The organism is Streptomyces chrestomyceticus JCM 4735 (assembly GCF_003865135.1).
GTDB classification, from domain to species: domain Bacteria; phylum Actinomycetota; class Actinomycetes; order Streptomycetales; family Streptomycetaceae; genus Streptomyces; species Streptomyces chrestomyceticus.
Genome location: NZ_BHZC01000001.1, coordinates 1,228,845 through 1,254,879, shown reverse-complemented (window position 1 = coordinate 1,254,879; position 26,035 = coordinate 1,228,845). Strand labels below are relative to the sequence as shown.

General features: G+C 73.1%; 18 protein-coding genes and 1 pseudogene. 6 read left to right on the top strand and 13 right to left on the bottom strand.

Translation table 11 applies throughout. The features are described from left to right. Position 1: 1 nt before the first annotated feature. The 6 genes from EJG53_RS05100 to EJG53_RS05075 form a co-directional block, all read right to left on the bottom strand. Positions 2-775 (bottom strand): DUF1796 family putative cysteine peptidase, encoded by a 774-nt coding sequence (locus tag EJG53_RS05100; RefSeq protein ID WP_244954986.1) that lies wholly within the window; start codon positions 773-775, stop codon positions 2-4. Next, positions 772-2,289, bottom strand: a complete 1,518-nt coding sequence (locus EJG53_RS05095; RefSeq protein WP_125043829.1) for a glycoside hydrolase family 3 protein — start codon at positions 2,287-2,289, stop codon at positions 772-774. Before EJG53_RS05095 ends, EJG53_RS05100 begins: the two co-directional genes overlap by 4 nt. A gap of 217 nt (positions 2,290-2,506) precedes the next feature. Beyond that, entirely contained in the window at positions 2,507-3,703 is a 1,197-nt protein-coding gene (locus tag EJG53_RS05090) for a methyltransferase domain-containing protein (protein WP_125043828.1), read from the bottom strand. A gap of 339 nt (positions 3,704-4,042) precedes the next feature. Further along, positions 4,043-4,504: a universal stress protein gene (locus tag EJG53_RS05085; RefSeq protein ID WP_125043827.1), complete on the bottom strand. Its 462-nt coding sequence runs from the start codon at positions 4,502-4,504 to the stop codon at positions 4,043-4,045. A 171-nt stretch (positions 4,505-4,675) separates the two neighbouring features. Further along, positions 4,676-7,534, bottom strand: coding sequence for a peroxidase family protein (locus EJG53_RS05080; protein WP_125043826.1), 2,859 nt, complete (start codon positions 7,532-7,534; stop codon positions 4,676-4,678). A 117-nt stretch (positions 7,535-7,651) separates the two neighbouring features. Continuing rightward, positions 7,652-8,320, bottom strand: a complete 669-nt coding sequence (locus EJG53_RS05075) for a PAS domain-containing protein (RefSeq protein WP_125043825.1) — start codon at positions 8,318-8,320, stop codon at positions 7,652-7,654. Between the two features lie 105 nt (positions 8,321-8,425). Between EJG53_RS05075 and EJG53_RS05070 the strand changes: the two genes are divergently transcribed. From EJG53_RS05070 to EJG53_RS05060, 3 genes are all read left to right on the top strand, one after another. After that, positions 8,426-11,638, top strand: a complete 3,213-nt coding sequence (locus EJG53_RS05070; RefSeq protein WP_125043824.1) for a bifunctional cytochrome P450/NADPH--P450 reductase — start codon at positions 8,426-8,428, stop codon at positions 11,636-11,638. A gap of 132 nt (positions 11,639-11,770) precedes the next feature. Continuing rightward, positions 11,771-12,946 carry an FAD-dependent monooxygenase gene (locus EJG53_RS05065; RefSeq protein WP_125043823.1) on the top strand — a complete coding sequence of 392 codons (1,176 nt, stop codon included), beginning with the start codon at positions 11,771-11,773 and terminating at the stop codon, positions 12,944-12,946. Between the two features lie 142 nt (positions 12,947-13,088). After that, complete coding sequence (locus tag EJG53_RS05060; RefSeq protein ID WP_125043822.1) at positions 13,089-13,514, top strand: hypothetical protein; 426 nt, start codon at positions 13,089-13,091, stop codon at positions 13,512-13,514. A gap of 31 nt (positions 13,515-13,545) precedes the next feature. Here the strand turns inward: EJG53_RS05060 and EJG53_RS05055 are convergent, their stop codons facing one another. The 7 genes and pseudogenes from EJG53_RS05055 to EJG53_RS05030 all read right to left on the bottom strand — a co-directional run bounded on the left by EJG53_RS05055 (position 13,546) and on the right by EJG53_RS05030 (position 21,433). Continuing rightward, positions 13,546-14,064, bottom strand: a complete 519-nt coding sequence (locus EJG53_RS05055; RefSeq protein ID WP_125043821.1) for a DUF2165 domain-containing protein — start codon at positions 14,062-14,064, stop codon at positions 13,546-13,548. A 61-nt stretch (positions 14,065-14,125) separates the two neighbouring features. Continuing rightward, positions 14,126-16,147, bottom strand: coding sequence for a glycogen debranching protein GlgX (gene glgX / locus EJG53_RS05050; RefSeq protein ID WP_125043820.1), 2,022 nt, complete (start codon positions 16,145-16,147; stop codon positions 14,126-14,128). Continuing rightward, positions 16,147-17,400, bottom strand: a complete 1,254-nt coding sequence (locus EJG53_RS05045; RefSeq protein ID WP_125043819.1) for a cupin domain-containing protein — start codon at positions 17,398-17,400, stop codon at positions 16,147-16,149. The genes glgX and EJG53_RS05045 overlap by 1 nt, the downstream gene beginning before the upstream one ends. A 12-nt stretch (positions 17,401-17,412) precedes the next feature. Beyond that, positions 17,413-18,543: a cupin domain-containing protein gene (locus EJG53_RS05040; protein WP_125043818.1), complete on the bottom strand. Its 1,131-nt coding sequence runs from the start codon at positions 18,541-18,543 to the stop codon at positions 17,413-17,415. A gap of 1 nt (position 18,544) precedes the next feature. Continuing rightward, positions 18,545-19,897, bottom strand: a complete 1,353-nt coding sequence (locus EJG53_RS42165; protein WP_244954985.1) for a GMC oxidoreductase — start codon at positions 19,895-19,897, stop codon at positions 18,545-18,547. A 368-nt stretch (positions 19,898-20,265) separates the two neighbouring features. Next, a pseudogene (locus EJG53_RS42160) lies at positions 20,266-20,352 on the bottom strand (hypothetical protein); the annotation flags it as partial. A gap of 10 nt (positions 20,353-20,362) precedes the next feature. Continuing rightward, entirely contained in the window at positions 20,363-21,433 is a 1,071-nt protein-coding gene (locus EJG53_RS05030; protein WP_125043817.1) for a gluconate 2-dehydrogenase subunit 3 family protein, read from the bottom strand. Positions 21,434-21,525: 92 nt separating this feature from the next. On the opposite strand from EJG53_RS05030, the gene EJG53_RS05025 reads away from it, so the two are divergent. The 3 genes from EJG53_RS05025 to EJG53_RS05015 all read left to right on the top strand — a co-directional run bounded on the left by EJG53_RS05025 (position 21,526) and on the right by EJG53_RS05015 (position 26,004). Next, positions 21,526-22,512, top strand: a complete 987-nt coding sequence (locus tag EJG53_RS05025) for an NADPH:quinone reductase (protein ID WP_125043816.1) — start codon at positions 21,526-21,528, stop codon at positions 22,510-22,512. A 154-nt stretch (positions 22,513-22,666) separates the two neighbouring features. Beyond that, on the top strand, positions 22,667-24,136 hold the full coding sequence (locus EJG53_RS05020; protein WP_244954984.1) for an NAD(P)/FAD-dependent oxidoreductase: 1,470 nt from the start codon (positions 22,667-22,669) through the stop codon (positions 24,134-24,136). Beyond that, a complete protein-coding gene (locus EJG53_RS05015; protein ID WP_125043815.1) occupies positions 24,136-26,004 on the top strand; it encodes a transketolase in 1,869 nt (622 codons plus the stop codon). The genes EJG53_RS05020 and EJG53_RS05015 overlap by 1 nt, the downstream gene beginning before the upstream one ends. Positions 26,005-26,035 lie beyond the last annotated feature (31 nt).

The following is a 26,035-nucleotide window of genomic DNA, read 5'->3' as shown; positions in this document are numbered from 1 at the left end:
CTTAGTGCTGGGAGTGCTGGGAGTGCCGGTGTGGTGATGGGGCGTGGGGGCGGGTGAGTACGGGGGTGAGGGCGGCGTCCCAGGCGGCGTCGTCGCCCTCCCAGCGGCCGGGGGCGGCGGCGACCGTTCCCCAGGTGATGCCGGGGCCCGTCGCGTCGGCGTCGGGCGGCGCGGTGCGGCGCAGCCAGAGCAGGTCGAAGCGGTGGCCCGGATGCTGGGCCGCGATCACCGCGCGCAGCCGGCGCAGGTCGGCGGCGGTCAGCTCGTCCCAGGCGTCGTGGTGGACGTAGAGCACCCGGGCGGCGGAGCCGGCGAGGGCCCGCCAGCGTCCGGCCAGGGCGGCGAACTTCGCTCGTACGCGGGGGAGTTGGGCGTCGATGTCCGCCTGGGTCAGGGGGGTACCGGCGCCGGCGGCGGGGTGGAACTCGTGGTAGAAGCGGATGTCCGAGCCGCGGTCCAGGGCACATCGACCATCGTCGAACGGCTCGACCAGGCCGGGGCGCAGCACATGACGGAAGTCCTCCGCCACGGCCTCGACGACCGACTCGAAGTCGAGGTCCAGCCAGTCGAAGAAGTGGGCGCGGGTGACCCCGGTGACGCGCCGGATCTGATACGTCGACTCGCAGTGGTAGCCCAGGCCGACGCAGTGGTCGTAGCCACCTCCTTGGGGGGACCCGGCGGTCACTCCCTGCCCGTACCCGGCCGCTGCCCCCGCTCCAGCGGGACGGGCCGGGGGCGGGTCCACCGCCCGTACGCGGGCCTGCCGGGCGCTCATGGCCGCAGCGGGCCGTGCCAGGCCCGGCCGGTCAGGTACTCCGCCGCCGCGATGGCGTTGACCAGTCCCGCGCCGCGGGTGAACAGGGTCGCGGGGGCGTCCGAGGGCAGCGGACGGGCCGGGGCCAGGCCCATCTCCACGGTGACCAGGTCCGGGCGCCGGGCCCGCAGCTCCTGGAGGACCGCGCGCTGCCAGGGGTCGCGCTCCGCGTCCCGTACGACGACCGCGAGCGGGTCACCGTCGTCCGGGGGCGGGACGACCGTGGCCGGGTCGATGCCCGGCTCGACCTCGGTGGCGGTGGCCAGTGCGCCGAGGCGCCGGAGCGGGGCCTCCAGACCCCACGGGGCGTCACCCACCGCCAGGTTGGCGGCGGTGGCCAGCCGTACGGTGTGCAGACGGCGGCCGTCGGCGGCCCTGGGCACGCCGTGCGCGAGCAGGGCCCGGCGGGCGGCGGTCAGGCCGACGGGCTCGCGGTGTCTGTCGGGCGCGGGCCCGCCGGGGTCCGGTGTGCCGTTGCGCCGGGCCGGGTCGGCCCAGGCGCGCAGCGACGCGACCCGGCAGGCCGCCTCCGCCACCCGCTCCAAGGTCAGCGTGCCCCGGTCCAGCGCCTCCTGCACGGCGTCGTGGACCTCGGGCAGCAGCTTCTCCCCGTCCGTCGCGCCGAGCACCACCAGGTCCGCTCCGGCGGCCAGCGCGGCGACCGCCGCGCCGCCGTACCCCCAGCGCCGTACGATCGGCGCCATCTCCAGCGCGTCCGTCATCACCACGCCCCGGTAACCGAGCTGTTCGCGCAGCAGACCGGTGACGATCCGCCGGCTCAGCGTCGCGGGCAGGCCGTCCAGCCGGGAGAGCCGGATGTGACCGGTCATCACGGCCCGGGCGCCGGCCGCGATCCCGGCGCGGAACGGCGGCAGGTCCACCGCGTCGAGGGACGCCGCGTCGCGGTCGATGTCCGGCAGTTCGGCGTGCGAGTCGGTCCGGGTGTCGCCGTGCCCGGGGAAGTGCTTGAGGGTGGCGGCGACCCCGGCGTCCTGGACGCCCCGGACGTACGCCGCGGTGTGCCGCGCCACCAGGTCCGGCCGGTCGCCGAAGGAGCGGACCCCGATGATGGGGTTGTCCGGGCGGGAGTTGACGTCCGCGCACGGGGCCAGGCACAGGTTGACGCCCTCGGCCCGCAGGTCGCGGGCGATCGCCGCGCCCACCTCCCGGGTGAGCCCGGTGTCGTCGACGGCGCCCAGGGCGTGGCTGCCCGGGTAGACACTGCCGCGCAGGTAGTCGAGCCGGGTCACGTCACCGCCCTCCTCGTCCAGCGCGATCAGCAGATCGGGGCGTACGGCGCGGAGCGGTGCGGTGACCTCCTCGCGCAGCGAGCCGGACCCGGCGGGGAAGTTCGTCCCGAACAGGCCGACGCCCGCCAGGCCCTGGTCCGCCGCGCGCAGGATCCAGTCGGCGGGCGAGCGGCCCGCGTAGGCGGGGAGCAGGCAGGCGTTGACCAGGGAGATGTCGGCGCGCATGGAAACCTTCCGGTACGGGGCGGCGGGGGCGGCGGCAGCCCGGCGGACGGCCGGGCCGCGGCCGGTGACGGCGCGGCGGAAAGGGGCGGTGGGCGGGGCGGCCCATCGGTGGCGGGGAGGCCCGCCGGTGCCGGTGGGGGAGCGGCGGGCGGAGTGCTCGCCGCTCACCGGTGACGGAACGGCAGGCCGGAGGCCCACCGGAAAGGGCGCGGCCGGATCAGCCGTCGGTCCGGCGCAGTACGAGCCCGACGCTGCCGCGCTTGCTCAAGTACGCGCGGCCGCCGCAGACCGGCTCCACCCGGGGCGCGACGAGCCGGGTCTCCTCCACCAGGTGCCACACCGCGGAGGCGGCGAGCCACGGCCGCAGCCGCGCCTCCAGCGCCTCGGGTTCCAGTGCGAGGAAGAGCAGACCGGTGGGCAGGTCGTCGAGGAGTGCGAGGTCCTGGCCGTAGTAGAGCATCTCGACCAGCAGATACGCGGCGCCTTCCGGCCCGTCCTTGGCCAGCTCGGCGAGGTCTTCGGTGCCGGTCCGCACGGCGTCGGTGTCCCGCACCGCGGCGTCGAGGCGGTCCCGGAAGCGCGGGTTGGGTTCGGTGGCGTACACCGAGAAGCCGTCCGCCGCGAGCCGGGCCGTCAACGCGCCCTCGCAGGCGCCGACTTCCACCAGCGGTTTCCCGCCAGGTGGGCAGTGCCGCCCTACCCAGGCGGCGGTCGCGTCCAGGCGCCGGGCCTCGTACGGGGAGGTGGCGAACTCCCAGGGATCGGTGACGGCGGCGGCCTCGTCGCCCAGGCTGGCGAGCAGGGCGAAGAGCCGTTCGCGTTCGACCGGATCGGATACGAAGAACCGCTCGGCGGCCGGGATACGGGGCGTCTGCACCATGAATTCGGGCGACGGGGTGTCGAGCAGTCCGGGCGCGGCGTCGTTGACGAAGTTCAGCTTGGCCGCGATCTGCGCGCGGTCGAGCGGGCGGTCGAGGTCGCTGACGAACTGCAGGAACGGGGAGTACCCGACGGCGTGCCGCACGGTCAGCACCCGCACGGCGGCGGCCCCGGCGGCGTCCGTCAGTCCGGCGCAGGCCAGGGCGGTGTCCCGGCCCACGCGGCCCCGGCTGCGCCGGTTGTCGGCGGGGGAGTGGGTCCACACGCGGGCGGAGTGGCCGTCGGCGGCCCGGCGTATCAGGCCGGCCAGGGCGTCGGGGCCGGGCGAGGCGGCGTCCTCCTCGGCGGACCGTACGTACGGGGCGAGCAGGGCGAGCCGTTCGGCCGGTGGTGTACCGGCGGGCAGGGGGAGGACGTCTCCCCGGTCGGCGAGGACCACGGCGGCCGGGCCGGCGCCGGGGTCGGGGTCGGTGAGGACGGAGAGGAAGTCGAGGACGGCGTCCTCGACCCGGAGTACGACCACGATTTCGATCATGGACCGGTCCCAGGTGCGGAGCTGGCGGGGGCGGCGGAGCGAGTGCCGGAGACGGCGCGGTCCACGCCAGGTTCTGTCGTCACCGTCGCGGCAGGCGGCAAGTGACGACAGGGTCCGGGCGCGCCGGACCGGACCGGCGGGGCGGTGCTGTGAGCAGGGCGGTGCGGGGTCGGTACGGCCGGTGCGCCGTACGTGGAAGGACCCTAACCGCCCCCACCTTCGTGGTCCAGACCAATCTGGTTGACGCCTGCATTCCGGCCATCGCGGTGGCCGGAAACCGCCGGTGGCCGGGCCTCGCGTCCGTACCCCCGCGCCGTACCCGTATCCCGCCCCGACCGGTTACGGCACGACCGTCACCGGCCACCGTCCCGCCTTGACCAGCCGGACCGCCACCGACCCCATGATCCGGTGCCCCGCGGACTCCGACGCCCCCACCACCACGGCGTCCGCCGTCAGCTCGTCGGCCATCTGCACCATGCCCGAGTACGGGTCGCCCCGCAGCGTGTGGAACTCCCAGCGCAGGTCGTAGGTCCCCCGCGCGCGCTCCGTCGCCGCCCGGATCTCCGCCATCAGCTCGTCGGCGACCTCGTTCGTCGCGTCCACGATCGGTGCCCCCATGGCCGCGCCGGCCGGCAGTACCGGCTGGACGTACACCAGGGCCAGCTTGGACCCCTGCCTACGGGCCAGCCCCGCCGCGTAGGCGGCGGCGCGCCATGACGAGTCCGACCCGTCGACGCCGACGACGATGACCTTCGGGCCGTCCGTACCGCGCTCGAAGGGCGCGGGCGTGTTCTCCTCCACACCAGGAGGTTATCGGGCGCCTTGTCCGCGTTTTACGCAGGGCTGCGCGCGACCCGTGAGCGACCCCGTACGCAGGGCTGCACGGAGCCTGTGAGCGACCCGTACGCAGGGCTGCGCGGGACCCGTGACAGGCCCCGCGCCCCACCGGAGACGCGGCGCGGCCGGCGTCCCTCACGAACCCGCGCCGCCGCGCCCCGGGAGCACCGGCCGCCACGGCGCGAAGGCGGTCGCGCCGCGCGGCAGCATCGCGGCCAGCTCCGGGCAGTGCCGCAGGATGACGGAGTTCATCCCGCCGCGGGCGATCCAGTCCATGCCGAGCGGCGTGTACAGCTCCGGCCGGAAATCGACGGTCAGGAACCGGTCCGACTGGATACGGCGGGTGGCCATCAGGATGAAGATCCGGAAGGCGGTGTCGCTGAAGCCGAAGCCCTCCGGCGGGTTCTCGGCGAACAGCCCCACCATGGTGTCGACCTCGTCGACGTTCCGGTAGACCTCCTTGAGCTGGGCGACCGTCTGCGGGTCGGAGCTGATGTCCTCGAAACCGCGGACCCGCGGCTTGTGCAGCCCGGCGCGGAAGTCGTTGTAGCGCGGCACGCCACGCCGCCGGGTCCGTACGAGGTCGACCACCGACAGGTCGATGATCTCCCCGTCCCGCTCGAAGCGGGTCAGCGCCTCCGGGTAGTTGTGCAGGGTGATCGCGCCCGGGTGGGCGATGCCGAGCGAGTACAGCGTGTCGGTCAGCCCGGTCTTGCGGGCCACCGCCTCGGCCGCGGTGCCCTGGATGTCGTCGAAGGTGACGGTCTCCACGCGCTGCCCGAAGCGGTGCTCGCGCAGCTCGTAGTCGTCCGGGATCAGCGGGTGCATCCGGTAGACCGTGACGAAGTCCTCGGTCAGGGAGTACGGCACCTTGTGGTGGTCCGGCAGCGTCTCCGGGATGCCGCGCAGCGCGTGCGACTCGACCAGCCACAGCCCCAGCTTGCTCAGCCACTTGTCCGGCGGGCCCTGCCAGTTCGTCTTCAGGCCGACGTCGATGGCCTCGGTGGCCAGGATCGCCGGCGTCCACTCCACGGTGTGGATCTTAGCGATCAGCGCGGAGACGATCAGCCGGGCCGTGTGGTAGATCCGGTCCTGGCCCATGGTGGGGTACTCGGCGTGCAGCGCGTCGCACAGCGCGTTGTGCTCCCGGGCGAAGAGCGTGTGCATCACACTCAGGCCCAGCCACCAGTTCTCGTTGAACCCGGTCAGCGGGATGCCGCCCGCGCCGACCGGCAGATGCCCGTCCTCCAGCCGCAGCTTCGCGCCGTCCGGCTCGCGCAGCGACCGCGCGGTGGCCTCGTCGCCGCCGTACACCTCCGAGCCGTCCCACCACGGCGACGTGGTGTTGGTGAACAGCAGCGGTGGCTCGCCGGGCCGCTCCACCCCGATGTTCTCGGCGAAGCGCATCACGTCCTCGGGCTGCCCGCCGGGCGTGTTCGTCCAGGCGCTGCCCGGCGGCATCGGGATCTCCACCGACCGCTCGCCCGGCTTGTACCGCCGGTGGTTGACCCAGTCGTGCACCTGGAACTGGATCCACGCCGCGGCCAGGATGTTCAGCGAGGGCGCCGGCCGGAACGCCGTACGGTGCAGCAACTGGCGCGCCGTCGTGACCGGGTTCGGGACGAGGTCCAGGTCCGGCCGGTACACCGGCTTGAGGTTGCGCCCGAAGGCCGAACCGATCGCGCCCATCCGGGGCTCCGACAGGTCGGTGGACGAACCGTCGTACGTACGGGCCATCCGCGCGCCCTCGTCCACCGTCTCCGGCACCGGCACGGCCTGCGGCGGCGCCTCCGGCACCTCGGTGTCGATGAGGTTGAAGCGGCGCAGCGCCTGCCGCAGCGCCACCAGGTTGAGCAGACTCAGGTTCAGCGGCAGCTTGTGCCACGGAACGTACCGGTTGACGGCCCGGAAGGCGGCCCGCACCGGCACCCCGAGGACGGTGTTGCGCAGCGGCTCCTCCGTACGGAACCGGGTGCCGAGCCGGTGCCCGGCGCTCGCCCGGTACGCGGCCTTGCGCGCCCGGTTCAGATTGCCCAGCGGACGGAACTCGTCCGTGGTGTGCCACGGGTTGAACGCCAGCGCCTCCACCCGGCGGGCCGCGGAGCGGGCCTCGGCGGTGGTCACGTCCTGCCGCGGGATGGTCAGCCGCCCGACCGGCACGACCGGCGCGTCCGTCTCCCGCCACTGCGCCGCCCCGTCCTCGATGGGCGTGCGCTCCTCGCTGACGTACCGCTGCACGCACAGCTCGAACTCGACGTCGCCCAGCGCCAGCCGCCCCGCCAGCTCGTGGCGCAGATGGTCGGGGTCGTGCCGGTCCGGCCGCGGCGCGGGGGCACCGCCCGGCGCGGGCCGCAACTGGTAGCGGACCGGCCCCGCGTCGCCCCACATGACCGCGCCCCGGCTCCAGTACGTCTCACGCGCCAGCGAACCGACCACGTGCCGGGTGGCGGCCTGCACATTGCGGCGCATCCGCGCCGCCGTACCCCAGCCCACCGCCAGCGGCAGCTTCACCAGCAGCCCGAACGCCTTCTGCAGGGTGCTCTCGGCGCCCGCCATCGCCCGGGCGAACGCCACGAACTCCCGCGCGTCACGCGCGTGCGACACCGGGAAGTTGGTCGCCAGCAGATCGTGGGTCTCCTCCGCCGACACCTCCACCCGTACGGCGATACCGCGCAGATCGGGCGAGATGTCCGCCTGCGCCGTACCGCTCGCGTTCGACAGCCGCACCACGGCCGGGTACTGCGCACCCGCCCGCACGAAACCGGACGCCAGCGCGGCGGGCAGCCCCTCGTCGAACCGCAGCCGGGCGTTCTCCACCCCCAGCACCCCTTTGGCGTGGAAGGCCCGCTCGACACCCTGCGCCCCACTGCTCTTCCGGTTCACGAGCTGCACCTGCATCAGTTGCCGCGCCAGCTCCTCGAAGACCACCCGCTCGGCCTCCGGGCTGCCGCCCTCGTACCTCTCGTACTGCGTGTGACTCACGGTGTCGGCCATGGCAGGACACCCTCCGTACGGAAGAAGGGAGCCCGACGCTACTCGCCTCCTCCGTGGCCCGACAGGGTTCGTTTCGGGCGGATTCGTGGATCTTTGCGGGGAGGGCGGCCGGGGGGCTCAGCCCTCCGGGAACTCCGCCGTCGGCGCCTCCGCGGCCGCCGGCGGCCACACCCCCGGCGCCAGTACGCCCAGCACGTACGCCTTGGCGACCAGGGCGGTACGGCCCTGTACGCGCCAGCGGCGGGAGAGGCGGGTGAGGTGGTAGTTGACGCCGTCGACGGTGAGGCCGAGGTGGCCGCCGATGCTGGCCGTGGTCGCGCCGGCGGCGGCCAGGGCGAGGATGCGGGTCTCGACGGGGCTGGCCGCCTCGCGCCCCGGAGCCGGGGCGGGCGGCGTGTCCTCGTGGACCCGGAGCAGGGCCAGCAGGACGGGCAGGTCCTCCGACGGGTCGCCGACCGGGTCCACCGTCAACTCGCCCTCCCGCTCAGTGCCGTTCGCGCCGGCCCGCCAGCTCACCCCGACCGGGTACCGGGACCTGCGGCCCAGGCGCAGCGCGTCGATCAGCCGGTCCACCTGCGCCTGGGAGCGGGGCCGGAAGAGGTCCAGCAGGTTGCGGCCGCGCAGTTGTCCGGGGGCCGCGCCCCACTCGGCGGCCATCGCGGGGTTGGCGATCAGCACTTCGCCGTGCGCGTCACACACGGCGGTCGGCACCGGGATGCGGTCCAGCAGGATCAGGAAGTAGTTGCGCCACGGGCTCGCCGCGCCCTCCGCCGTCGCCTCGTCCATTGCCCCTTCTCCGGTCCGGCCGCAAGAGCGGACAACGAAAAACCACTGCACAATCATGCAGTTACCCGGCGTCGCACGGTACACCGGGCAGGTCACGCTGGAGACATGACCGAGACGATCCCGTTCGAAGCAGCCGACGGCGCGGTGCGCCCGTACGAGGAGGTGCCGGTCGTCGACCTGTCGGCCACCGGCCTCAGCTCCACCCCGCTCCAGCAGGCCATGGCCCTGGCCCGTGAACACGGCCCGGTGTACCGGCGACGGCTGCACGGTCACGAGGTGACACTCGTCTCCTCGCTGGAACTGGTCACCGAGCTGTCCGATGAGGAGCGCTTCGCCAAGGGCATCGCGGTCGCCCTGGAGAACGTCCGCGAGTTCGCCGGGGACGGCCTGTTCACCGCGTACAACGACGAACCGAACTGGGCCAAGGCGCACGACATCCTGATGCCGGCCTTCGCGCTCGGCTCGATGCGCACCTACCACCCGGCGATGCTGAAGGTCGCCCGCCGGGTCCTCGGAAGCTGGGACCGGCGCGCCGCCGACGGGACGCCCGTGGACGTCGCCGACGACATGACCCGGATGACCCTGGACACCATCGGCCTGGCGGGCTTCGGCTTCGACTTCGAGTCGTTCGCCCGCGACACCCCGCACCCCTTCGTCGAGGCGATGGTCCGCTGCCTGGAATGGAGCATGACCCGCCTCGGCCGGGAGCCGGGCGGCGACTACACCGAGGAGGACGCCGCCTTCCGGGCCGACGCCGACTACCTCGCCTCGGTCGTGGACGAGGTCATCGCCACCCGTACGGGCGGGAGCGGCGACGCGGACGGAACCCCCGGCGCCCGCGACGCCTCCGACGACCTGCTCGGGCTGATGCTCGGCGCCACCCACCCCGCCGACGGCACCACGCTCGACCTGGCCAACATCCGCAACCAGGTCATCACCTTCCTCATCGCCGGCCACGAGACCACCTCCGGCGCCCTCTCCTTCGCCCTCCACCACCTGCTCAAGGACCCGTCCGCGCTGCGCCTGGCCCAGCGTGAGGCGGACGAACTGTGGGGCGACGCGACCGACCCCGACCCGTCCTTCGAGGACATCGGACGGCTGCCCTTCACCCGGCAGGTCCTCAACGAGGCACTGCGGCTGTGGCCCACCGCCGCCGCCTTCAGCCGGCAGGCCCGTGAGGACACCCTGCTCGGCGGCCGCTACCCGGTGAAGGCGGGCCAGTTGGTCACCGTCCTCACGCCGATGCTGCACCGCGACCCGGTGTGGGGCGACAACCCGGAGCTGTTCGACCCCACCCGGTTCGCGCCGGAGGCCGAGGCGGCCCGCTCCCCGCACGCGTACAAGCCCTTCGGCACGGGGGAACGCGCCTGCATCGGGCGGCAGTTCGCGCTGCACGAGGCGACGATGCTGCTCGCCATGCTGGTGCACCGCTACCGTCTCATCGACCACGCGGACTACCGGCTCCGCATCAAGGAAACCCTGACCCTCAAGCCGGACGGCTTCACGATGACCCTCGGCCGGCGTACGCCCGCCGACCGCGCGGCCCTGCGCGCCGCGCTGGCGGTCCTGCCCGGAGGGGCGGCGGAGCCGGACGACACGCAGCCCGGTACGGACGACGGGCTGCCCACCCGGGTCCGCCAGGACACCGGCCTGCTGCTGCTCCACGGCACCAACTACGGCACCTGCCGCGACTTCGCCGAACGCCTCGCCGACCAGGCCACCGGCCTCGGCTTCACCGCCGAGGTCGCCCCGCTGGACGCCGCGGCCGGCGCCCTCCCCACCGACCGGCCGGTCGTCATCGTCACCGCCTCCTACAACGGCCGGCCGACCGACGACGCGGCCCACTTCATGGAGTGGCTGGAGAGCGCGCAGGCGCAGGCCGAAGGCGTACCGTACGCCGTCCTCGGCGTCGGCGACCGCAACTGGGCCGCCACCTACCAGCGCGTACCGACCCTGCTCGACGAGCGGCTGGCCGCCCTGGGCGCCGAGCGGCTGCTGCCGCGCGGCGAGGCCGACGCGTCCGGCGACCTGAACGGCGCCGTCCAGGCGTTCACGGCCGCGCTCCGCACCGAACTGCTCGTACGCTACGGCGACCCGGCGACGATCGGCGCGAGCGCGACGGCCGACGCCACGGACCCGTCCTACACCGTCCGCGAGGTCACCGGCGGCCCCCTGGACGCCCTCGCCGGCCGCCACGGCCTCCAGCCGATGACCGTCACCGAGGCCCACGACCTCACCGCCCCCGGCCACCCCCGCGTCAAGCGCTTCCTGCGCCTCGCCCTCCCCGAAGGCGTCACCTACCGCACCGCCGACCACCTGGCCGTACTCCCCGCCAACGGAACGGCGGCCGTGGAGCGCGCGGCACGGGTACTGGGCGTGGACCTCGACACCGTCCTCGACATCCGCGCGGGTGCGGGCCGCCCGAGCCGGGACGCGCTGCCCGTCGACCGCCCGCTGACCGTACGGGCCCTCCTCACCCACCACGTGGAACTGGGCGCCCGCCCCACACCGGACCAGCGCGCCGCCCTCGCCGCCCACAACCCCTGCCCGCCCGAGCGCGCCGCCCTCGAAGCGCTCCCCGCCGACGACCCGCGCAGCGTCCTCGATCTGATCGAGTCCTACCCGGCCCTGCGCGGCGAGCTGACCTGGCCGGTCCTCCTCGACCTCCTGCCGGCGATGCGCATCCGCCACTACTCCCTCTCCTCCTCACCCGCCACCGACCCGCGCCACGCCGACCTGATGGTCTCGCTGCTCCCCGGCGGCACCGGCTCCGGACACCTGCACACGCTCCGGCCCGGCGACACCGTCCTGGCCCGGGTCCAGCCCTGCCGAGAGGCGTTCCGCCTCGACCCGGCCGACCCGACACCGGTCATCCTGGTCGCCGCCGGAACCGGCCTGGCCCCCTTCCGGGGCGCCATCGCGGACCGCGTGGCCACCGCCGGGCAACTCGCCCCCGCCCTCCTCTACTTCGGCTGCGACGCCCCCGAAGCCGACTACCTGCACGCCGACGAACTGCGGACCGCCGAGGCCGCCGGCGCGGTGTCCCTCCGCCCGGCCTTCAGCACCCGGCCCGTCGACGACTGCCGGTACGTCCAGCACCGCATCGCCGCCGAAGCCGACGAGGTCGGAGCACTGCTGGACGCCGGCGCCCGGGTCTACGTCTGCGGCGACGGCAGCCGGATGGCCCCGGGCGTACGCGCCGCCTTCCGCGAGCTGCATGCCGCTCGCACGGGCGCCACGGAGGAGCAGGCGGAGACCTGGCTGCGGGAACTGACGGACGCCGGGCGGTATGTGGAGGACGTGTACGCGGCGGGGTGACACCCGGCGCCACGGCCCCCCGGCGGGAGCCGGCCCCGCGCACGGGGTCTGGCTCCCGCCGCCCACCACCGGCAAGGTGGACGATGGCGGAGCGGACCTCCGCTCCGCGGCCGACTCACCTGGGGGCGCGGCATGACCAAGGCTCTGATCATCGGTGGGGGTATCGCGGGAGCGGTGACCGCGATGGCTCTGCAGAAGGCGGACATCGACGCGGAGGTCTTCGAGGCGTACCCGAGCGGCGCGGACGACGTCGGCGCGTTCCTCGTCGTCTTCGCCAACGGGCTGGAGGCGCTGCGCGTCATCGGCGCCCATGGTCCGGTCGTGGCGAACTCCTTTCCCGCCGAGCGGGTGGAGTTCCTCAGCGGTACGGGGAAGCGGCTCGGCGAGCGTGCCATCGCCGGCTCCTCCGACGAGACCGGCATGGGGCCCCGTACGCTCACCCGGGCCACCCTCTACCGCGTACTGCACGACGAGGCCCGCCGTCGCGGGATCGCCGTCCGGCACGGCAAGCGGCTGGTCGCCGCCGAGACGGTCAGCGACCGCCGGGTGGTGGCGTCCTTCGCCGACGGCAGCCGGGCCGAGGGGGACCTGCTGATCGGTGCGGACGGCATCCATTCGGTGGTCCGCAAGACGATCGACCCGGCGGCGCCCCGGCCGCGCTACACCGGTCAGCACACCGTCTGCGGCTACACCCGCGACGTCAAGCCGGCGTCCGCGCCCGACACGTACACCATGATCTACGGCAGGCGTGCCTTCTTCGGGTGTACGGCGGCGCCGGACGGGGAGGTGTGGTGGTTCTCCAACGTGCCGGGGCCGGAGCGGTCCCGGCAGGACCTGGCCGCGGTCACGGCCGACCAGTGGCGGCAGCGGGTCATGGCGCTGCTCGACGGTGACCGCACTCCGGCCGCGGCCGTCGTGCGGGCCACCGGGGACCACATCGTCGGCTCACACGCCTACGACCTCGCCACCACCCCGCGATGGTTCTCCGACACCATGGTGATCATCGGCGACGCGGCCCACGCCGCCGCGCCGAACGCCGCCCAGGGTGCCTCGATGGCGATCGAGGACAGCGTCGTACTCGCCAAGTGCCTGCGTGACCAGCACGAGCCCCGGCGGGCCTTCGCCGCGTACGAGGAACTGCGGCGCGCGCGAGTGGAGCGGGTGGTCGCGCACAGCGCGGCCATGGCCCGCCGCTCGGCGCCGGGACTGGTGCGGCGGCTGGTCCGCGACGTGATGCTGCCGCGCAGTGTCGGGCGCGGGGGCGACGGGGCCGACGCGTGGCTGACCGGATATCGCATCGAATGGTGAAAGACCGGGCGCTGAGGACGTCGGCGCCCTTTCGTATGATGCGACGCGTAAAAGACAGGCGGGGCGAAAGGCCCCTCACACCCGCGAGGAGCGGTTTTTCTTGACGTTGCTTTCGGAGCTTCTGCGTACGGGAGGGCTCGGTGTGGCCACACACGGAGTCCTGTACCGCGACGTGGTGGCCCGCTGGGGCGAACCCGAAGCCTTCGCGGCACAGGCGCCGGACCCGGTGTACTGCCTGTACGGGGACCTGGAGCTGGGATTCACGAGCAAGGGGCGGCTCTGGCACATGGAGATCGACCACGGTCGCCGGGTCCTCTCCCTGCCCAGTGCCCCGGGGAAGTACGTACGCGAACGCCTCCCCAGGATTCCCCGGCTGGTCCGCGATCTGGCCGCGGACGGCTATCAGGTCACCGAGTGCGTGCCTCGCGAAGTGGACCCGGACGAGGTCTGGCTCCGCGTCGAGCATTCCGGCGTGCTGTTCCGCAGGGATGCGGAGCTGCGGGTGCTGAGATTCCACAGCACGGCCATGCGCATCTGCCAGGAGGACGAGGGCTACGCCGCTCGCTGACCGGCGCCCGGCCGCCGCTGGATGCCGGGCGTCACCGCTCGTCGGCCGCCCGCAGATGCACGACCACCAACGCCACTCCCGCCACCACGAAGTTGCGCGTGGCCGCCTCCAGGCCGTTCCAGGTCTTGGACTGCCACATGGAGAACCACTCGCCGCCGATCGCGATGAAGCCCGCGCCGAACAGCAGCAGCACCATCAGCAGTCCGGCGGTGGCGACACGGCGCGCCCCGGCGTACCCCGAGCCCCGGCGCAGTTCGCGTGCCCACAGGACGGTCGCCGCGACGAGGACCAGTGCGGCGGCCGTCTCCCAGATGATGATCAGGACGTACGCGATGTTCTGGAGCGTGCGGGACTCGACGGCTCGCCACATCAGGTCCGGGTCCTTGAAGGTGGTGTCCATGGCCAGGACGTGCTGGACGAACGCCTGGTTGGTGCCGAAGTCGGTGATGTTGCCGAACGCGACCAGCGCCATGTAGAGCGCGACCGTGCCGGTGAGCACGGTCGCGGCGAGCGGTAGGGCCTGGAGCGGTCTGGTGGTGCGTATCGGCATTCCGGTTCTCCCTGACCTGGCGGTGCGCGTGGGTGCTGTCCCGGGCACTTTACGGGCGTCGTCAACTGCCCGGCAGCCCGGCCGTCGCCACCCACACCGTGCGGGCCGGGACGGTGCACACGTCGCCTGTCTTCAGGGTGGCCGAGGCCGCCGGAGCGCCGTCCGGTGCCGTGGTGTCCAGGACCACTTCGTACACCGCGCCGGGCCGCCCCGGGACCGGGAAGTCCACCGCGTCCGCACCGGAGTTGAGGAGGGCGAGGAGGTCGGTGTCGGGTGCTGCCGCGCGGTCTCCGGCGAGGAGGAAGGCCAGGAAGCGGGTGGCCGGGTCGTCCCAGCGGGCCGGGGTCATCGGGCGGCCCTCGCGGTCGTACCAGGCGATGTCCGGAGGGTTGCCGGAACCTGTGAGGAAGGCGGTGCGTCGGAGTACCGGGTGGTCGCGTTGCAGGGCGACGGCCCGCCGCACGAAGTCGGTGAGGGGGGTGGGTGCCGACCAGTCGTACCAGCTCGTGGGGTTGTCCTGGCAGTACGCGTTGTTGTTGCCGCCTTGCGTACGGCCGAGTTCGTCGCCGCCGTGGAGCATCGTGCAGCCCTGGGAGAGGAGCAGGGTGGCGAGCAGGTTGCGGCGCTGGCGTTCGCGGACGGAGACGATGGCGGGGTCGCGCGTCGGGCCCTCCACGCCGTAGTTGGCGGAGCGGTTGTCGTCCGTGCCGTCGCGGTTGTGCTCGCCGTTGGCCTCGTTGTGCTTCTGCGCATAGGTGACCAGGTCGGTCAGGGTCATGCCGTCGTGGCAGGTGAGGAAGTTGACGGAGGCGTCGGGGCCGCGCCGTTCGGGGGCGTACAGGTCGGCGGAGCCGGCGATCCGGCTCGCCAGGCCGCCGACGGCCGGGCGGCCCCGCCAGAAGTCGCGCACGGTGTCGCGGTAGCGGTCGTTCCACTCGTTCCAGCCGGGCGGGAAGCGGCCCACCTGGTAGCTGTCGGGCGCGCCGACGTCCCAGGGTTCGGCGACGAGTTTGGCGCGGCCGACGACCGGGTCCTGGTGGAGCAGGCCGAAGAAGGCGGCCAGCCGGTCGACGTAGCCGTACTGGCGGGCCAGGGTCGCGGCCAGGTCGAAGCGGAAGCCGTCCACGTGCATCTCGGTGATCCAGTACCGCAACGAGTCCATGATCAGGCGCAGTACTTCGGGGCGGCCCGCGTTCAGCGTGTTGCGGGTGCCGGTGGTGTCCACGTAGCGGGCCGGGTCGGCCGGGTCCAGGCGGTAGTAGATCTCGTTGGCCAGGCCGCGGAAGCTCAGGGTGGGGTCGTCGGGCGGGCCTTCGGCGGTGTGGTTGTAGACGACGTCGAGAATCACTTCGATCCCGGCCGCGTGCAGCGCTTTGACCATCGCCTTGAACTCGGTGATCTGGCCGCCCTCGTGGCCGGTCGAGCTGTAGGCGGCGTGCGGCGCGAAGAAGCCGATGGTGGAGTAGCCCCAGTAGTTGGTCAGGCCGCGGTCGAGGAGGAACGTCTCGGGGAGGAACTGGTGCACCGGCATCAGTTCGACGGCCGTCACGCCGAGGCGGTTCAGGTGCCCGATGACGGCGGGGTGCGCCAGCCCGGCGTACGTGCCGCGGAGGGGCGCGGGCACCTCGGGGTGCCGCGCGGTCAGGCCCTTGACGTGCGTCTCGTACAGGATCGTCCGGGACCACGGGTGGCGTGGCGCCCGGTCGTCGCCCCAGTCGAACGCCGGGTCGGCGAGCAGCGGGAGCAGCGTGCGCTCCCCGGTCGGCTTCAGGATGCGCGCGTACGGGTCGAGCAGCAGCCTCGACGGGTCGAAGCGCAGGCCGCGTGCGGGCGCGAACGGGCCGTGCGCGCGGTACCCGTAGCCCTGGCCGGGTCCCGCGCCCGGGACGTACGTGTGCCAGATGTCGCAGTCCACCGCCATCGGGAGCCGCCGCTCGCCGCCTTCGCCGAGCAGGCACAGTTCGACGGAGCCGCCGTACGCGCCGGCCGAGGAGTACACGGCGAAGGAGGTGCCGGAGCCGTCCCAGTGGGCGCCGAGCCGGTACGGGTCGCCGGGGGCGGGGGAGGCCGGGGGGACCGTCATCAGTCGTAACCGCCGAACATGAAGAGGGACGCCCGCTGGTCGGCGGGGTTCATCAGCCCGTGCAGGTTGCCGCCCTTGAGGAGGGCGAGGTGTCCGGCGGGCAGCCGGCGCACCTCGAAGGAGCGCACCCGGCTGCCGGAGTCGGCCCAGTCGCCGATCACCATCAGCCCGTCGCCCTCCAGCATCAGGAAGACCTCCTGGTTGTCGCGGTGCCGGTGCAGACCGATGCCGCAGGCCGGGTCGAGGACGTGCAGGTCCATGTAGGTGACGGCGAGGAAGGGTTCGACGTCGCCGCTCGCGTGCCCCTTGTTGCCGTACGCGTCGAGGTTGTACGGCTCCAGGGCGCGCCGCAGGTCGTCGGTGCCCGCCCAGCGGCCGTACTCGCTGAACAGCGTGCGGTATTCGAGGAAGCCGACGCCCCCGTGCGGGTTGGGGCTGGTGCCGACGCCGAGGTAGTTGTCCCAGCCGCGGACCTTCATCTCGAAGCCGAGGCGTACCGAGCCGGAGGGCGGGTCGGCCGGGCCCGCGCCGTCGGGGCTCGCGGTCCAGCGCACGTCGAGGTAGCAGGGGAGGACGGGGTGCATGGCGTGCCGCGGGGCGACCAGCCGCAGGTCCTGGTTGGTCATCTGGTCGCGGAGGAAGTCCTGGCCCAGGCCGGTGACGAGGTCGGGGCGGGGCTGGAGCAGGCCGGAGTCGAGTGCCGTCCGGCCGCGCGGGCCGAGGAGGTCGCGGAGGCCGTCGCCGACCCGGCCCCACAGCTCGACGGTGTAGAAGTCGGTCTCCTCGTCATACGGCACCCGCACCGGCAGCGGGCGGCTGCCCTGGACGGAGAGGACGCAGCCGATGGTGTCGCCGAGCTGGCCGGCCTCGCGCCACAGCGCGGAGTCCGGGCCGCCCCGGTAGGACAGTTGGAGGAACGGGCCGCGCCAGTCACCGATCTCGGCCCAGCCACGTACCGCCCGGGTGTCGGCGAGGGTGAAGTCGCGGACGTTCTGTTTCTGGAAGTCGGTCTTGTCGTCCTGCTGCGCCGGGTCGAGCTGGTCCTGGTCGGGGGAGGCGGGCCCGTAGAGCTGGAGCGTGCGCAGCGGGAACAGGTGCTGGAGCGAGTCCGGCTCGTACAGTTCGCGTTCGGCGGCGAACCGGGTGCGCTCGACCAGGCCCAGCAGTTTCAGCAGCGGGTTGGCCTCCGCGTAGTCCGGGGGCTTGACCGGGTCGACGCGGAAGACCGAGTCGGTGTGCACGATCTTGGGCATCGCGGGACCGCCTCAGGTGGTGTGGTAGAGGAACGCGACGAACTTCAGCGGCTCGGTGCCCGGGTTGCGGATGCCGTGCACGCCGCCGCTCTTGGTGTAGAGCACGCTGCCCGGTTTGACCGGCAGTTCACGGCACTTGACCGGTCCGACGCCGAAGACCGGCCGCTCGACCAGCGGGTAGGCGGCGGTCGTCGGGTCGTCGCCGTCGCTCATGTACGCGGTGCCGGTGCCGGAGACGACGTAGTACAGCTCCTCCGAGCCGATGTGCCGGTGGGTGCCCTCCACCGCGCCCGGCGGCACCGTCACCTCGTGGAAGAACACCAGGTCGCTGCCGAGTTCGCGCTGGAACAGCCAGCGCATCTGCACGATGTTGTCGTCCCGGCGCTCCGGATTGCCCTCGTCGGTCATGGCGTTGCGGTAGTTGACCGGCGTGATCTGGGAGGCGTCCGGGATGAAGAAGCCGCGCTGGAAGTCGAGGAGGTAGTTGCTGTCGGCGACGGTGTTGCGGGGGTCGCTGGGCTCCTGCGTACGCGGTTCCTGGTGGGAGCGGAGGTAGGCGTTGTCCCACTGCGGGTTGCCCAGCCGCTGGCCCGTCGGGTACAGCACGCCGTCCTCACGGAAGGCCATCGCCACCTCGGAGACCGAGCCGAGCAGCGGGGACAGTTGCGGTACGCGGGTGATGGGCGCGTTACGGCCCATCAGCGGCAGCACCCGGTGGTCGTGCGCGGTGCCGTCCGGCGGCTCCAGCGTCTCCCAGATCTCCGCCGCGTACGCGCCGATCACCGGGTCCCAGTGCAGCGTGACGATGGCTTCGGCGGAGTCCGCCGGGTCCTCGCCGGTGACCTTCAGCCACGCCTTCGTACGGGGTCCCAGGCGCCGGTTGAACTCCCTGGCCTGCTCCACGAGCCGGATGCCGGAGTACTCGATGCGCAGCATCGGGCACAGCTTGGTGCCGCCGAGGAAGACGTCGCCCTTGATGGCGGTGCCGTCCGCCGAGCCGCGCACCTCGGCGACGTAGTAGCGGTAGCGGGAGGAGCGGGTCGCGTTGAGGTAGCGGGCGTGGTAGATCCGGTCCGGGTAGAAGACGACGCGGAAGATCTCGTTCTCGGGGTGGGTGAAGACATCGTCGAAGCGGCTGTCCATGTCACGTCCTCCCGACCCTGTCGAGCAGCACGTCGCCGACGCGGAAGGAGTTCGCCTCGATGGTCAGCGTCGGGTTGGCGCTGCCCGAGGTCGGCATGAACGCCCCGTCGGTGACGTAGAGGTTGTCGAAGTTCCAGGCCCGGCAGTCGGGGTCGAGGACGGAGTCCGCGGCGTCCGCGCCGAACCGGGCGCCGCCCAGTACGTGGTTGGCGATCCGTACCACCGAACCGCCCACCGAACCCGAGCTGACGTCGCGCACGTCACCGCCGCGCACCAGGATCTGCCGGCACTGCTCGGCGAGCGCGTCCATCAGCGCCCGGTCGTGCGGGTGCCAGGTCTTGATGATGTACGCGACCGGGCGGCCCCACTTGTCCTTGACGCTCGGGTGCAGCTCGATGCGGTTCTCCCGCTGCGGCACCTGGTTGGCCATGAACGCCACCGACAGGCGCCGCCCGAAGCTCTCCTCCAGGTAGTCCTCGAAGCCGTCGCCGACGATGCCCGTGTCGTAGAGGTAGCCCTTCCACATGTTGTCCATGTCCATCGCGTGCCAGGTGCGGGCCAGGGAGATGGGCAGGGCGCCGTCGGAGGTGTTGTTGTAGATCACGCCGCCCGCCCACAGGCCCTGGGCGCGGAACCACTCGGGGCGCGCGCAGTGGTCGGTGGCCCAGTCCGAGTCCAGCGTCTTGGACTTGTCCGAGCGGTCCGGCACGACGCACTGCGCGCCGCCGAAGCAGTGCGTCAGGAAGTAGCGTCCCAGCAGGCCGTTGGCGTTGACGCGCTTGTCGAAGGCCGGGTCGAGCAGCCCGGAGAGCTGGAGCAGCCGTACGGACTCGATGGCCGAGCAGGCCACGACGACGGTGCCGGCGGTGAGCGTGCGCGGGCGGCCGCCGGGGTCGCGGTAGTGCACCTTCGTCACGCGCGGGCCGTCCGCCTCCAGATGGGTGACGGTGCAGTTGGCCCGCAGGTCCAGGGCGCCGCCGCCGTCCACCTCGCGCAGCGGCGCCAGCAGCGACACCCAGGCGTTGGACTTCAGGCCCAGCGGGTCGCCGTAGCGGTTGACGAACGCCGTCTTGACGGTGTCGGCGTCGGCGGGCGCGGTACGGCCGCTGGGCGCGTGGTCGCGGGTGATGACCGCGAGCGGGGTGCGGTAGCGGCGCATGCCGAGCGCGTCCATGCCGGCGGCCGCGTACGCGCTGATCGGGTTGGGCTCCAGAGGCGGCTGGTAGCGGTCCTGGGACGGGGCCTTGGCCTGGCCGTCCCAGGTCCCGTTGATGCCGACCAGCTCCTCGGCCTTGGTGTAGTACGGCTCCAGCGCGGCGTAGTCCAACGGCCAGTCACGGGCCTCCCGGCGCACGTCGCCGCCCGGGTCGTCGCGCAGGTCGCCGCGCGGCGCGTTGAGGGTGGCCAGCCGCAGGTCCTCGGGGGTGAAGCGGGGGAGACACCGCCGTACAACTGGGTCCCGCCGCCCACCACTTGGGCGGTGTATCCCTCGATGGTGACCCGGTCCCGGCCGTCGCTGTCGCGGTAGACGTGCGGCTCGTCGTTCAGGTCCGGTTCCACGTGGCTGGAGTAGAACGACTCGCCGGTGTTGGCCACGCCCGGCACGGTGATGCGCTTCTCCGACCCGGTGGCGAAGCACTCGTCGCGCTTGAAGTCCGACAGGCCGGTGGGGCTCTGCGCCTGGGTGCGCAGCAGCGGCCCCTTCTCCAGGACGACCACCCGGTGGCCGGCCCGTACGAGCGTATGGGTGAGCGGTGCGCCGCCCGCGCCGCTGCCGATGACGACGACTCCGGCGCTCTCCCCGTCCATGCCGTCCTCCTCAGCCGCGGTAGTCGGTGTTGTGGCCCAGCGGCGACTCCAGCGCCCGCCGCCAGTCGAAGAGCGTGCCGTCCCGCGCGTCCCGGAAGCGGCTCTCCAGATACATCCAGCCCGCCGCACCGGAATTCCCGCCGTGTTTCGGGTGCACGAAGGCACCGGTCATCGCATGCCGCCGCAGGAGCAGCAGGAAGAACCGCGGACTTCCGTAACGGGAGTAGTCCCAGCCGTCCACCTTTTCGGTTTCCATCTGCCGGTAGAGATCCGCGTACAGATCCGCGGGCGCGGCCGCCGGATCGAGTCCGCCGAAACGGGACCGGATGATTTCCCCGATGATTTTGAGGCAGATGTGGTAATCATCGGCATGGTGCTGTTCCTGGCGGGCGATCAATTTGTCGATGTAGTTGACCGTGCCCACCTCGTCGTCCAGGAGATAGGCCAGCGGGAATTCCTCGTCCCGGCGCGCGCGGTCCAGCGACTCGTACACCCCGCGGATCAGCCGCCGGTTCTCGTCGAGCCGGAAGGGCAGCAGGTGGCACACCAGCCGGCCCAGCAGGTCGCGCTCGGTGCGGCTGAGCGACAGCGGCACGGTGCAGGCGTCGGTGAAGAAGCGGGACCACGGCTCGCCGTTGTCCAGGACGGTGCGCTGCGGGTTGACCGGGTCGAGCGTGTACACCCCGTCCACCGCGAACTTGTACGTGTGGACCTGCCCCTTCGGGACGCGCACGGTGGTCGCGGAGAAGCCGGTCGGCTCGCCCGCGAACACCAGCGGACGCAGCGGCACCGGCGAGTGCAGCGGCCCGAAGGTGCCCAGTACGGCCACCGAGGCAGGGGCGGTGCGGCGGCCGTCGTAGACGAACGTCACGTCGTTGTACGGGTACGAACCGGCCGCCGACACCCCGTCCCAGTGCGCGTCGACCACCGGGAAACGCCATGCCTCACAGATCGCCGCACGCTCGTCGCCCGGCGCGTACTGGCCGAAATCATGGCGCGCGTCCCGGCTTTCCCTGGCGAGGTATTTGGTGCAGTGATTGAGAATGTACTGATCGTCCTTCTCGATGACCTCGATCTTCACCGCGCACCTCCGGGACGGCTTGAGGTGCCATTGAAAGTATTGCGCGCGGCGGGGGTTGTCCACGCCGTCGGCAGACGCCGTATCGTGCCGGTATGCGCGCCGCTTGGTACGAGAACAGGGGCCCGGCCCGAAAGGTGTTCCAGGTGGGAGAGCTGCCCACACCCGAGCCGGGACCCGGGGAACTGCGCATCCGGCTGGCGTTCTCCGGGATCAATCCCGGGGACGTGAAGAAACGGCAGGTGTGGCTGGGGTCCGCCGCGCCCGCCTTCCCGCGCACCGTGCCGCACAGCGACGGGGCGGGGGTGGTGGACGCGGTCGGCGACGGGGTGTCGGCCGCCTGGATCGGCCGCCGCGCCTGGTGCTCGTACGCCCAGAGCTACCGCCCGTACGGGACCGCCGCCCAGTACACGGTCGTCCCCGAGGGCTGCGTCGGCGCCCTGCCCGACACCGTCTCCGCCGAACAGGGCGCCTGCCTGGGCATTCCCGGCATCACCGCGCACCGAGCGGTGTTCGTGGACGGCCCGGTGGCCGGGCGGACAGTGGTGGTGGCGGGTGCCCTGGGCAGCGTCGGCCGCGCGGCGGCCGTCCTGGCGCGGCGGGCGGGCGCGCAGGTCATCGGCACGGTCGGCCGCCCCGGCCAGGTCGCCGCGCTACGGGAGCTGGGCGTGGACCGCGCCGTGTGCGCCGGGGACGACGTGGTGGACGCGGTGCTGGCGCTGACCGGGGGACGCGGCGCCGACCGGGTCGTCGAGGTCGCCTTCGACGCCAACGCCGCCCTCGACGCGCGCCTGCTCGCCCCGGGCGGCACCCTCGCCGCCTACGCCACCCACGAGCCCGCCCCCGCGCTGCCCTTCTGGCCGCTGGCCTTCAAGAACGCGACCGTCCGGCTGCTCGGGTACGACGACTTCCCCCGGGAAGCGGTACGGCTGGCCCTGCCCGACATCACCGCGGCGGCCGCCGCGTCCGCGCTGCGCTACCCGGTCGCGGCCGTGCACCCTCTCGACGAGATCGCCGCCGCGCACGAAGCCGTCGAACGCCCGGGGACGCCGGGGCGGGTGCTGCTCGCGCTGCCGGACTGAGCGGCCCCGGCAACCGCCGCGCGGTCCCCGCGCCGGCGCAGGTGGCCGAACGGCGTCCGGCACGGCCGGACTGGGCCGTACGGCGTACATACCCGCGCGGAATGCGGGCACCCGGGCCGATCAGGGCAGGACCCCGAGGTGAGAGGAGACGCAGATGGTGGCGGAGGCCCGTAACGGGAGGCGGCCGCGCGTGGTGATCGTGGGGGCGGGCTTCGCCGGGTACGAATGCGCCCGCACGCTCGCCAAGAAGGCCCGCGGTGCCGCGGAGATCGTGCTGATCAACCCCAACGACTACTTCCTCTATCTGCCGTTGCTGCCCGAGGTGTCCGCCGGAATCCTGGAGCCGCGCCGGGTCTCGGTGTCGCTGACCGGCACCCTCCCGGACGTCCGGCTGGTGCTCGGCCAGGTCGGCGGCGTCGACCTGGACCGCCGCCGGGTGGAGTACACCGACCCGGAGGGCCGCACCGGCTCGCTCGGCTACGACCGGCTCGTACTGACCGTCGGCAGCGTCAACAAGCTGCTGCCCGTCCCGGGCGTCGCCGAGCACGCGCACGGCTTCCGCGGCATGCCCGAGGCGCTGTACCTGCGGGACCACATGACCCGCCAGATCGAGCTGGCGGGCGCCGCCGAGGACCCGGCCGAGCGGGCTGCCCGGACGACCTTCGTGGTGGTCGGCGCGGGCTACACCGGGACCGAAGTCGCCGCGCACGGCGTGACGTTCACCCGGTCGCTGGCCCGCCGCAACGCCGGGCTGCGCGGCGAGCCGCAGCCCCGCTGGATCCTGCTGGACCTCGCCGACCGGGTGCTGCCCGAACTGGACCACCGACTGTCGCGCACCGCGCACCGGGTGCTCAGCAAACGCGGCGTCGAGATCCGTACCAAGACCTCCGTCAAGGAGGCCACCGCCGAGGGGGTCCTCCTGGACGACGGCACGTCCGTCGACACCCGCTCGCTGATCTGGTGCGTCGGCGTCCGGCCGGACCCGCTGGTCGAGTCGCTGGGGCTGCCCACCGAACGCGGCCGGCTGTGCGTGGACGAGTTCCTCGCCGTACCCGGCCACCCCGAGGTGCTCGCCTGCGGCGACGCCGCCGCCGTACCGGACCTGACCCGGCCGGGCGAGACGACGCCGATGACCGCCCAGCACGCGCAGCGCCAGGGCAAGGTCGCGGCCCACAACGTCGCCGCCTCCTACGGGCAGGGCGAGCCGCGCGCCTACAAACACCACGACCTGGGCTTCATGGTCGACCTCGGCGGGGTGCAGGCCGCCGCCAACCCGCTGCACGTCCCGCTGTCCGGCCCCGTCGCCAACGCCGTGACCCGCGGCTACCACCTGATGGCGATGCCCGGCAACCGGGTCCGGGTCGCCGCCGACTGGCTGCTGGACGCGGCCCTGCCGCGCCAGGGCGTCCAGCTCGGCCTGGTGCGCTCCTGGTCGGTGCCGCTGGACACGGCGGCGCCGGAGCTGGCCCGCATACCGGTGGACGAGCCGACAGCGCCGGGTGAATCCGGCAAAACGGGGAAACCGGGGGGATCGGGGGGACCGGGGGAGAACACCGGCCCGAAGGACCGGCCCGAGGCGGCCGGACAGCGGCCCGACGGGCCCCGAAAAGCGGAAGGAACCTGATGACCACGCAGAACACTCCGGACACCGACGCCCGGTACGACCGGCTGCGCGAGCTGGGACAGCAGCTCCGCGTCGACTCCGTACGCGCCGCCGACGCCGCCGGCTCCGGCCACCCGACCTCCTCGATGTCCGCGGCCGACCTGGCCGCCGTCCTGCTCGACGCCCATCTGCGCTACGACTTCGACGACCCCGAGAACCCCGGCAACGACCACCTGATCTTCTCCAAGGGACACGCCTCGCCCCTGGTGTACGCCATGGGCAAGGCGCCCGGGGCCCTCACCGACGAGCAACTGCTGACCTTCCGCAAGAACGGCAGCCTGCTGGAGGGGCACCCCACCCCGCGCATCCCGTGGGTGGACGTGGCCACCGGCTCGCTCGGCCAGGGCCTGCCCTTCGGTGTCGGTGTCGCGCTGGCGGGCCGCGACCTCGACCGCGTCCCGTACCGCGTATGGGTGGTGTGCGGCGACAGCGAGATGGCCGAGGGCTCGATGTGGGAGGCGTTCGAGCACGCCGGGTACGAGAAGCTGGCCAACCTCACCGCGATCATCGACGTGAACCGGCTCGGCCAGCGCGGCGCCACCCGGCACGGCTGGGACCTGGACGCCTACGCCCGCCGTATCCGGTCCTTCGACTGGCACACCATCGAGGTGGACGGCCACGACGTGGCCGCCGTGGACCGCGCGTACGCCGAGGCGGCCGCCACCACGGACCGGCCCACCGCGATCATCGCGAAGACCCGCAAGGGCCAGGGCGTACGCGAGGTGGCCGACCAGGAAGGCAAGCACGGCAAGCCGCTCAAGGACGCCGCGGAGGCGATCGAGGAGCTGGGCGGCGTCCGTGACCTGCACGTGAGGGTGCAGCCGCCGCGCGAGGCCGCGCCGCGCCCGCGGACCGGCGGCGGCACGCCCGAACTGCCGGACTACAAGGTCGGTGACTCCGTCGCCACCCGCAACGCCTTCGGCGAGGCGCTCGCCGCGCTCGGCGCGGCCCGCGAGGACGTGGTGGCGCTGGACGGCGAGGTCGGCGACTCCACCCGCGCCCAGATGTTCGGCGACGCCCACCCCGACCGGTACTTCCAGTGCTACATCGCCGAGCAGCAGATGGTGGCCGCCGCGGTCGGCATGCAGGTGCGCGGCTGGGTGCCGTACGCCACCACCTTCGCCGCGTTCCTCAGCCGCGCCTACGACTTCGTCCGGATGGCCGCGGTCAGCCGGGCCGACCTCAACCTCGTCGGATCGCACGCGGGCGTCGCCATCGGCGAGGACGGCCCCTCGCAGATGGGCCTGGAGGACCTGGCCGCGTTCCGTGCCGTGCACGGCAGCACCGTGCTGTACCCGTGCGACGCCAACCAGGCGGCCCGCCTGACCGCCGCCATGGCCGACGCGAGCGGCATCCGCTACCTGCGCACGTCCCGCGGCGAGAGCCCCGTCATCTACGGGCCGGGGGAGGAATTCCCGATCGGCGGCAGCAAGACGCTGCGGGCCACCCCTGAGGACCGGGTCACCCTGGTGGCCGCCGGGGTCACCGTCCACGAGGCGCTGGCCGCCGCCGACACGCTGGCCGAGGAGGGCGTGCCCGCCCGCGTCATCGACCTGTACTCCCTCAAGCCGGTGGACCTGCCGACGCTGCGGGAGGCCGCCGACGTCACCGGGCGGATCATCACGGTGGAGGACCACCACCCCGAGGGCGGCCTCGGCGACGCGGTGCTGGACGCCTTCACCGACGGCCGCCCCGTACCGCGCCTGGCCCGGCTCGCGGTCCGCACCATGCCCGGGTCGGCGTCCCCGGAGGAGCAGTTGCGCGCGGCGGGCATCGACGCCCAGGCGATCGCGGCGACGGCCAGGGGGCTGCTCACCTCGACACCGTGACCCTTGCGATCCGGCAGCCCCGCTCTGTGCG